The following is a 6,926-nucleotide window of genomic DNA, read 5'->3' on the forward strand; positions in this document are numbered from 1 at the left end:
TAAAGTTTTTTATTAATACTTAAATCATCTTGACAGATAAACAGAAAAGCAGTATGCTAATAGAGCAAATCGCTAGGGGAGCCGTCACACGGCTGAGATAGTATTAACTGACCCTCATACCTGAACCAGATCATGCTGGCGTAGGAAAGCAGTGCTTGAGTAGTATCATCATAGCATTCAGTTAATACCGCCTACGATAATTTCGTTAGGAGGTTTTTTTATGTTCGAAAGATTCAAAGAAGCATGGGCAACAGGTGATCTTCAACTCATTATTGAATCCGATATGGGTAAGCTCATCATCATTGTATTGGCAGTTTTATTATTACTGCTGGCACTTATTTTGGTTAACAAGGAAGGTGATTCAGAGCATAAGATTAAGCCCTTGGCTTATTCAGGGGTAGCCATTGCACTGGCCATGGTCTTATCACAGATTAAGCTTTTTGCCTTGCCACAAGGTGGGTCTATAACCTTATTTAGTATGTTCTTCATTGTTGTCATCGGTTATTTCTATGGTGTTAGACAAGGGGTACTGGCTGGTATTGTTTATGGACTTCTACAATTGGTCTTTGGTGGTTGGGTCATGCACCCGGTTCAGCTCGTATTGGATTATCCTCTGGCCTTTGGTGCATTAGGCTTATCCGGTATCTTTGCAGGCTCAAAGCACGGTTTGGTCAAAGGATTGGCCATAGGTGTTATGGGTAGGTTCTTTTTTCACTTTTTATCAGGTATTATCTTCTTTGCCGAGTACACACCGGAAGGTTGGAACACGATTCTATATTCATTTTGGTATAACTTTTCTTATACTGGTGTAGAAGGTTTTGTGACAGCGATTGTACTATTGGTTCCGAGTGTCCTGCAAGCCTTTAATCAGATTAAAAAGTCAGCCATATCTTAGGATATTAGCAAAATAACGACAAATTAACAAAAAAGGACAACCTATGATTGGTAGTCCCTAGTTTCTTAACGAAGTAGTAACCATGGATGGAAATCTAAGGTTACTACTTTTTTGGTTTTTTTCAAGTTGTCCTATGAAAACCCATCCGTGGATTAGCTACAACGGCCTCTTGTTCCTACATCCATGCACCAATTGGAGACCGTAATTATACACACTGTGGAAGGGTTTTCATGGAACCTCAATTCACGAGACATTTATTGCAATTCCATACCAATCTCTATAAAAGCCACAAGATCATCAACAATTATAAACTCAATATAACGATAACTATGATCTGTAAATCGATAGGTATCTTGAAGTGTATCACCGGTTTCGACCTGCTCAATTTCAGGATAAGTATTTTCAAGTCTTTGAAATGAATCACCGACTTTGATACCACGGTAGGTTTCGTATAGGTTATTGGTTATGTCCATTCTCATAACATAATATGTTTTTCCATTATCTTTGGGTGATAAGAGTATAACCGTTAATCCTTCATACTCTATAGTTTTTAGCTTAGAACCTTCAAAAGTATCTCCACCTTGACCTATGGTCTCGACAATCTCAGTTTGATGGTCACCTAGGATATCAGGAATACTGATTTGATCATCCCAGCTCATAATACCTAAAGAAGTTTTCTTATGTGTAATGAGACGAAACTCATTTTCAAGAGGATCATTAATGATAGGCATCGTACTTTCATTAGGTTCGTTAAGTTCTGTAGGATCTATAGCTTCGGAAGATTCAGTTATGTCCTTAGTTAAGTTATCAGTGTTACCATAAGAAGCACCATTCTCCGTACTTTCGGCATCCAGAGACTTTGTTAATGTTTTATCGGACGAATTTGAAGGTGTTTCACCTTGATCAAAGACATAAGCAATCGCTAAGACCAATACAATAATCATAGCCACAGTTAAAAATAGTTTTAATTTGCCATTCGAATGTTTATTATCCTCTGTCATAATTCGCCTCCAAGATAGTTAAAAAGTATAAAGCCTCTATTATATGCTAAACATATAATCGGCAAATGTCAATCTTATCATTAGATGTATAACATAAATGAAATATTAGGAAAAGAACATCAAGCAATAATGAACAAGACTATAAATATTAGGTAAAAAATGATATAATCTAAAAGAGCAGAAAGCGAAATAATTCTAAATCCATTATAAAACAGGAGGCTTTATGTCTGTTAACGATTTTATGCCTATCATTATACCGGGCGTAATTATGCAAGTATCCATACAAGCTGTTTATACCGGATGTTATACTTATGGACATTAGAATGCCTCAAATGGATGGTGTGGAAGCCACACGACAGATTAAAGCATATAACAGCGACATTGTCGTCATCATTCTCACCACTTTTGACGAGGATGATTATATTATTAAGGCGATGACCTATGGTGCATCCGGATACCTTTTAAAAGATATCGGTAGGGAAAAGCTTATTCAAGCGATTAGAGACAGTTTATCGGGTAACATTATATTACCCGGTGCGGTAGCAGCCAAAATAACAAATCGGCTAGTAGAAGACAACAAAAATAGACATCGTGATGTGTCACAAAGAACAATGTCATTAGGTATTAGTATAGAGGACTTTAAACCAAGAGAACTAGAAATTATTGAGTGGATGGTTCAAGGTAAAGACAATCGTGAAATAGCAGAAGCACTTTACCTGTCCCTTGGTACGGTCAAAAACTATGTGAGTCAAATTTATATGAAGCTTGAAGTTGCCAATCGTGCCAATGCCATCATTGCCTTGAAAAAATAGGCTATTAAATAGAGTTAAGGAGCTTAATCATGAGATTTGCAAAAAGAATGGACCAATTTGGGGAGAGTATTTTTACCCAGTTGCTTGAAGTGAAAAAACAGAGGACAGAGGCTGGAGAGTTTGTCGTTGACTTGAGTGTGGGGACACCCAATATCCCACCTGCAGAACATATTAGGGAGGCTCTAAGACAAGGTATTGATGATGAGACCCAATATATTTATGCAATTAATGACAAAGAAAACTTACTGGAAGCTGTCGCAAAGTGGTATAAAAAAAGGTACGATGTTGAACTAGATCCTAAGACGGAGATATGTTCTTTACTAGGTTCCCAAGAAGGTTTGGCCCATATATCTTTATGTGTTGTGGATGAAGGCGATGTTGTACTGGTACCGGACCCTTGTTATCCGGTCTTTGCAGATGGTCCGATCTTGGCCGGAGCAGAAGTCTATTACATGCCTCAAAAGAAGGAACATAACTACATCATACAGCTTAATTCTATTCCCAAAGAAGTCCTTAAAAGGGCTAAAATGATTCTGGTATCTTATCCCAATAACCCGACAACGGCCATGGCACCGGATTGGTTTTATAAGGACCTGATTGCTTTTGCCCGTCAGAATGATTTAATCATCGTACACGATAATGCTTATAGCGAACTGGTCTTTGACGATAAAAAAGCAGGTAGTTTTTTAGCCTTTGAAGGTGCCAGAGAAGTTGGGGTTGAATTCAATTCTCTTTCAAAGACCTATGGAATGGCAGGCGCACGCATTGGGTTTTGCGTAGGTAATGCTGCAGTTGTCTCAAGAATGAAACGACTTAAATCAAACATAGACTATGGCATGTTTTTACCGGTTCAAAGAGCTGCGATTGCAGCCATAACAGGAGAGCAGCAATGTGTAGAAGTTACTAGGTCAATCTATCAGAGTCGGCGTGACGTCGTGTGTGAAGGTTTTACAAGGATAGGTTGGATGATGGATAAACCGGAGGCAACCATGTTCGTGTGGGCAAGCATTCCGTCACACTACAGAACTTCGTCAGAATTTGCAATGGACCTTGTTAAGAAAACAGGTCTCATAGTAACACCAGGAAGTGCCTTTGGACCTTCAGGTGAAGGGTATGTCAGGTTGGCTCTGGTTCAAAATGAAGAAGTGCTCAGGCAAGCCATCAAAGCTGTTGAAGAAAGTGGTATCCTAAAAGCGCTCAAATAAGCTTTGATACTTTAAGCATTGTTCATAAGATCATAAAAAGAAACCATTCTATTATTGAATTGGTTTCTTTTTTTATGACCGGTCATATGACGCTGGTGACTTCTTAAATGACTGCTTAGGGCGATATACTATAGATGGTTAAAGAGTTAAAACTATATAGTTGAACTTTTACAGGCAATACAGAGTTATGAGTGTTTCAACGAGTTCAATAAAACAAATCAAATGGAGGAAAAAAATGAATACAATCGAATTAACAGGAGAAATGATCATCATGCTACTTCCGCTACTAGCCATACAAATGGGACTAACCATCTACTGTGTTATAAAAATCATGAAAGAAGGGGTAGAAAATCTTAATAAGTGGGCTTGGCTTGCAATTTGTATTTTTATTAACTTGATTGGGCCAATTACATTTTTGATCGTTGGTAGAAAGCGAGATGCATCATGATAGAAGTCGAAGGTTTGAAGAAAAGTTTTAAACATTTTGAAGCATTACAAGGATTGAATCTGAATGTTAGACAAGGTGAAATCTATGGTTTCATAGGAAAAAATGGTGCAGGAAAATCAACCACTATGAATATACTGGCGGGCTTATCAAAGCCCACAAGTGGAGAATGTTTGGTTGGTGGTATCAAAGTTTCAGATATTATCCAAGCAAGTGATTTGGACCTGGGATACTTACCGGAAGATCCCAAATTCTACCCATGGCTTAGTGCCTGTGAGACTTTAACTTACTTAGGTGACAGTGGGACGCATAGAATCAAACCAGGAAGGATTCAGGAAATATTAGAATGGGGTGGACTTGATAAAGATAAGCATAGAAGGGTTGGTACTTTTTCAAGAGGCATGAAGCAGAGGCTTGGCATTTGTAGTGCAATCTTACATGATCCTGGTCTATTAATATTGGATGAACCATCATCTGCTTTAGATCCTCAAGGTAGAAATGATGTCCTACATTTAATCAAAGGACTTAAAGATATGGGCAAGACCGTATTATTCTCTTCTCACATACTAAATGATGTAGAACGGGTATGCGATAGAATCGGTATCATCGCATCAGGTAGGATGGTTCTGGAAAAATCATTGAAAGACTTAGAACATAGTCACTTACAACCCGTATATGATGTGACTTTTGAAGAGAAGATAACGGAAGAAGCTCAAAAGTGCATTAAAAGCAGTATAGGGGTGCTTAGCACAGAAATAAAAGAGCAAGTCATGGTTATTAAAATGGAAGACGGTCATGAATCTATCCTAACTTTAATGCAAATATTAATAGATAATAACCTTAAAATAGTAGGGGTGAGTAGAAGGAAACCTACTTTAGAGGATATTTTTATTAAGGAGGTTCATGGTTTATGAAATCAGACATCATTAAAGAATTAAGAATGGGCATAAGAACAAGTAGGTTTTTAGTCATAATAGCAAGCTTTTTATTTTTTGCAATACTAACACCGATTATGATGAAGTATATATTACCTCAGTTGCTGCACAATCAGTTTCAAGGTATGAATGAAGCATCCATTAGTCAAATGATAGATATGAGTCAGAAGGGCGCCCTATTGGGGTATATGAGTGATTTGTTTGAAATTGGCACCATAATTGTTGTATTTGCATTAAGTGGTCTATTGGCTCAGGAAATTAAAGAAAATACATTGGTTCTACCTATATGTTCTGGGAAAAAGTTATTGTCTATAGTGGGTTCAAAGCTACTGGTTTTTAGTGTTTTTTTGATTCTTGCGTCTACGTTAGGCATGGTTATCAGTTACTTATATGCAGGCATATTATTCTCTTTTGATATTGGTTTATGGCCTGTTCTTGTTATAGGTTTGCTATACGGAGGATATATGATTTTCTTGTTGAGCTTAGCGATGCTATTTGGGACCTTCATAAAGAACGCGATTGGAACCGGATTTATGACCTTAGGGTTTTCCTTGTTCATCTATTTTATAGGTAGTTATTTCAAGTTGCATACTTACTTACCCTCCGGATTATTAATAGGCGCACAAGGTATACTGAACAATCAGGCGGATCAAAATCTAGGCATCACATTAGCCCTATTCCTAATAATGGTTTTTGTAATTAGTAAAATAACGCTCATAAGACTTGAAAACAAGGAATGGAATGAAAGATAGAGCCCTTGTTCACACTCTAGGAAAGTCATACTCAATCATTCAGCTTAGAAACATAGCTGAATGCGTCAAGGACATTTCCCGCCGTGAACAATTTGCAAGCAAAACGCGACATAGTCGCTTTGTTCATACTTATTTAACTTTACATTACTATATCTATATATTATAATGAAATTCATTAAATTTAGAAAGGTGTGATGGCGTGGGAGATGTATCATTTTTTGTTGCTTTTACCAGTGGTGTGTTAACTTTCTTTACGCCTTGTGTATTGCCTTTGTTACCTGTATATTTTGGCTATTTGGCAGGTGAAGCTTTTACTTCATTGGAAGATCCGAAGATTCATAGGAAGTTAATGACCAATGCTCTTGCTTTTGTTTTAGGTTTGACAGCCCTTAATATTTTACTTGGCTTTGGTGCGAAAGCTATATATGGTATTTTCACAACCTATAGCGATGTTCTTCGTATGGCAGGTGGGGCTTTACTTATATTATTTGGCTTGTATTTTATTTTCGGGCTACAACTCGGTTTTATGGAGAGAGAAAAAAGAATTAGTTACAAAACGTATGCACCGAGTGTTATCAAATCATTTTTACTGGGTATAACTTTCAGTTTTGGATGGACACCATGTAATGGTCCAATCATCGCTTCTATACTATTTATGGCAGCCTTTAAAGAAAATTATGTACTTGCCGGTGGGTTAATGTTGGTCTATTCTCTAGGATTTGCAGTTATGTTTTTATTATCAGCGTTCATGGTAGGTTTTTTTGTTAAAAAGTTTAAGGCAGTCTATAAGTATTTTAAATGGATTAAAATGGTAGCAGGTCTGATTATGATGACCATGGGCATACTTATGCTTACAAACCAAGTACACATATTGAACATAT

8 protein-coding genes and 1 riboswitch are annotated in these 6,926 nt (G+C 37.2%); of the genes, 7 read left to right on the top strand and 1 reads right to left on the bottom strand.

What is annotated here, in order from left to right:
- Positions 1 to 64 precede the first annotated feature (64 nt).
- A riboswitch (TPP riboswitch) is annotated at positions 65 to 164 on the top strand.
- Positions 165 to 220: 56 nt separating this feature from the next.
- Positions 221 to 895, top strand: a complete 675-nt coding sequence (gene thiT / locus P0N36_RS14210; protein ID WP_275843520.1) for an energy-coupled thiamine transporter ThiT — start codon at positions 221 to 223, stop codon at positions 893 to 895.
- Between the two features lie 254 nt (positions 896 to 1,149).
- Here thiT and P0N36_RS14215 read toward each other — a convergent pair whose 3' ends face one another.
- Positions 1,150 to 1,896 carry a hypothetical protein gene (locus tag P0N36_RS14215; RefSeq protein ID WP_275843521.1) on the bottom strand — a complete coding sequence of 249 codons (747 nt, stop codon included), beginning with the start codon at positions 1,894 to 1,896 and terminating at the stop codon, positions 1,150 to 1,152.
- Between the two features lie 311 nt (positions 1,897 to 2,207).
- Between P0N36_RS14215 and P0N36_RS14220 the strand changes: the two genes are divergently transcribed.
- The 6 genes from P0N36_RS14220 to P0N36_RS14245 all read left to right on the top strand — a co-directional run.
- Positions 2,208 to 2,708 carry a response regulator transcription factor gene (locus tag P0N36_RS14220; protein ID WP_275843522.1) on the top strand — a complete coding sequence of 167 codons (501 nt, stop codon included), beginning with the start codon at positions 2,208 to 2,210 and terminating at the stop codon, positions 2,706 to 2,708.
- Between the two features lie 29 nt (positions 2,709 to 2,737).
- A complete protein-coding gene (locus P0N36_RS14225) occupies positions 2,738 to 3,913 on the top strand; it encodes an aminotransferase class I/II-fold pyridoxal phosphate-dependent enzyme (protein ID WP_275843523.1) in 1,176 nt (391 codons plus the stop codon).
- 235 nt (positions 3,914 to 4,148) lie between these two features.
- A complete protein-coding gene (locus P0N36_RS14230; protein ID WP_275843524.1) occupies positions 4,149 to 4,361 on the top strand; it encodes a PLD nuclease N-terminal domain-containing protein in 213 nt (70 codons plus the stop codon).
- Positions 4,358 to 5,272 (top strand): ABC transporter ATP-binding protein, encoded by a 915-nt coding sequence (locus P0N36_RS14235; RefSeq protein ID WP_275843525.1) that lies wholly within the window; start codon positions 4,358 to 4,360, stop codon positions 5,270 to 5,272. Before P0N36_RS14230 ends, P0N36_RS14235 begins: the two co-directional genes overlap by 4 nt.
- Entirely contained in the window at positions 5,269 to 6,045 is a 777-nt protein-coding gene (locus tag P0N36_RS14240; RefSeq protein ID WP_275843526.1) for a hypothetical protein, read from the top strand. The genes P0N36_RS14235 and P0N36_RS14240 overlap by 4 nt, the downstream gene beginning before the upstream one ends.
- Before the next feature lie 199 nt (positions 6,046 to 6,244).
- A partial coding sequence (locus P0N36_RS14245; RefSeq protein ID WP_275843528.1) for a cytochrome c biogenesis CcdA family protein occupies positions 6,245 to 6,926 on the top strand: 682 nt, incomplete at its 3' end.

The sequence above is a fragment of the Petrocella sp. FN5 genome, from assembly GCF_029210395.1.
Classification (GTDB): Bacteria; Bacillota; Clostridia; order Lachnospirales; family Vallitaleaceae; genus Petrocella.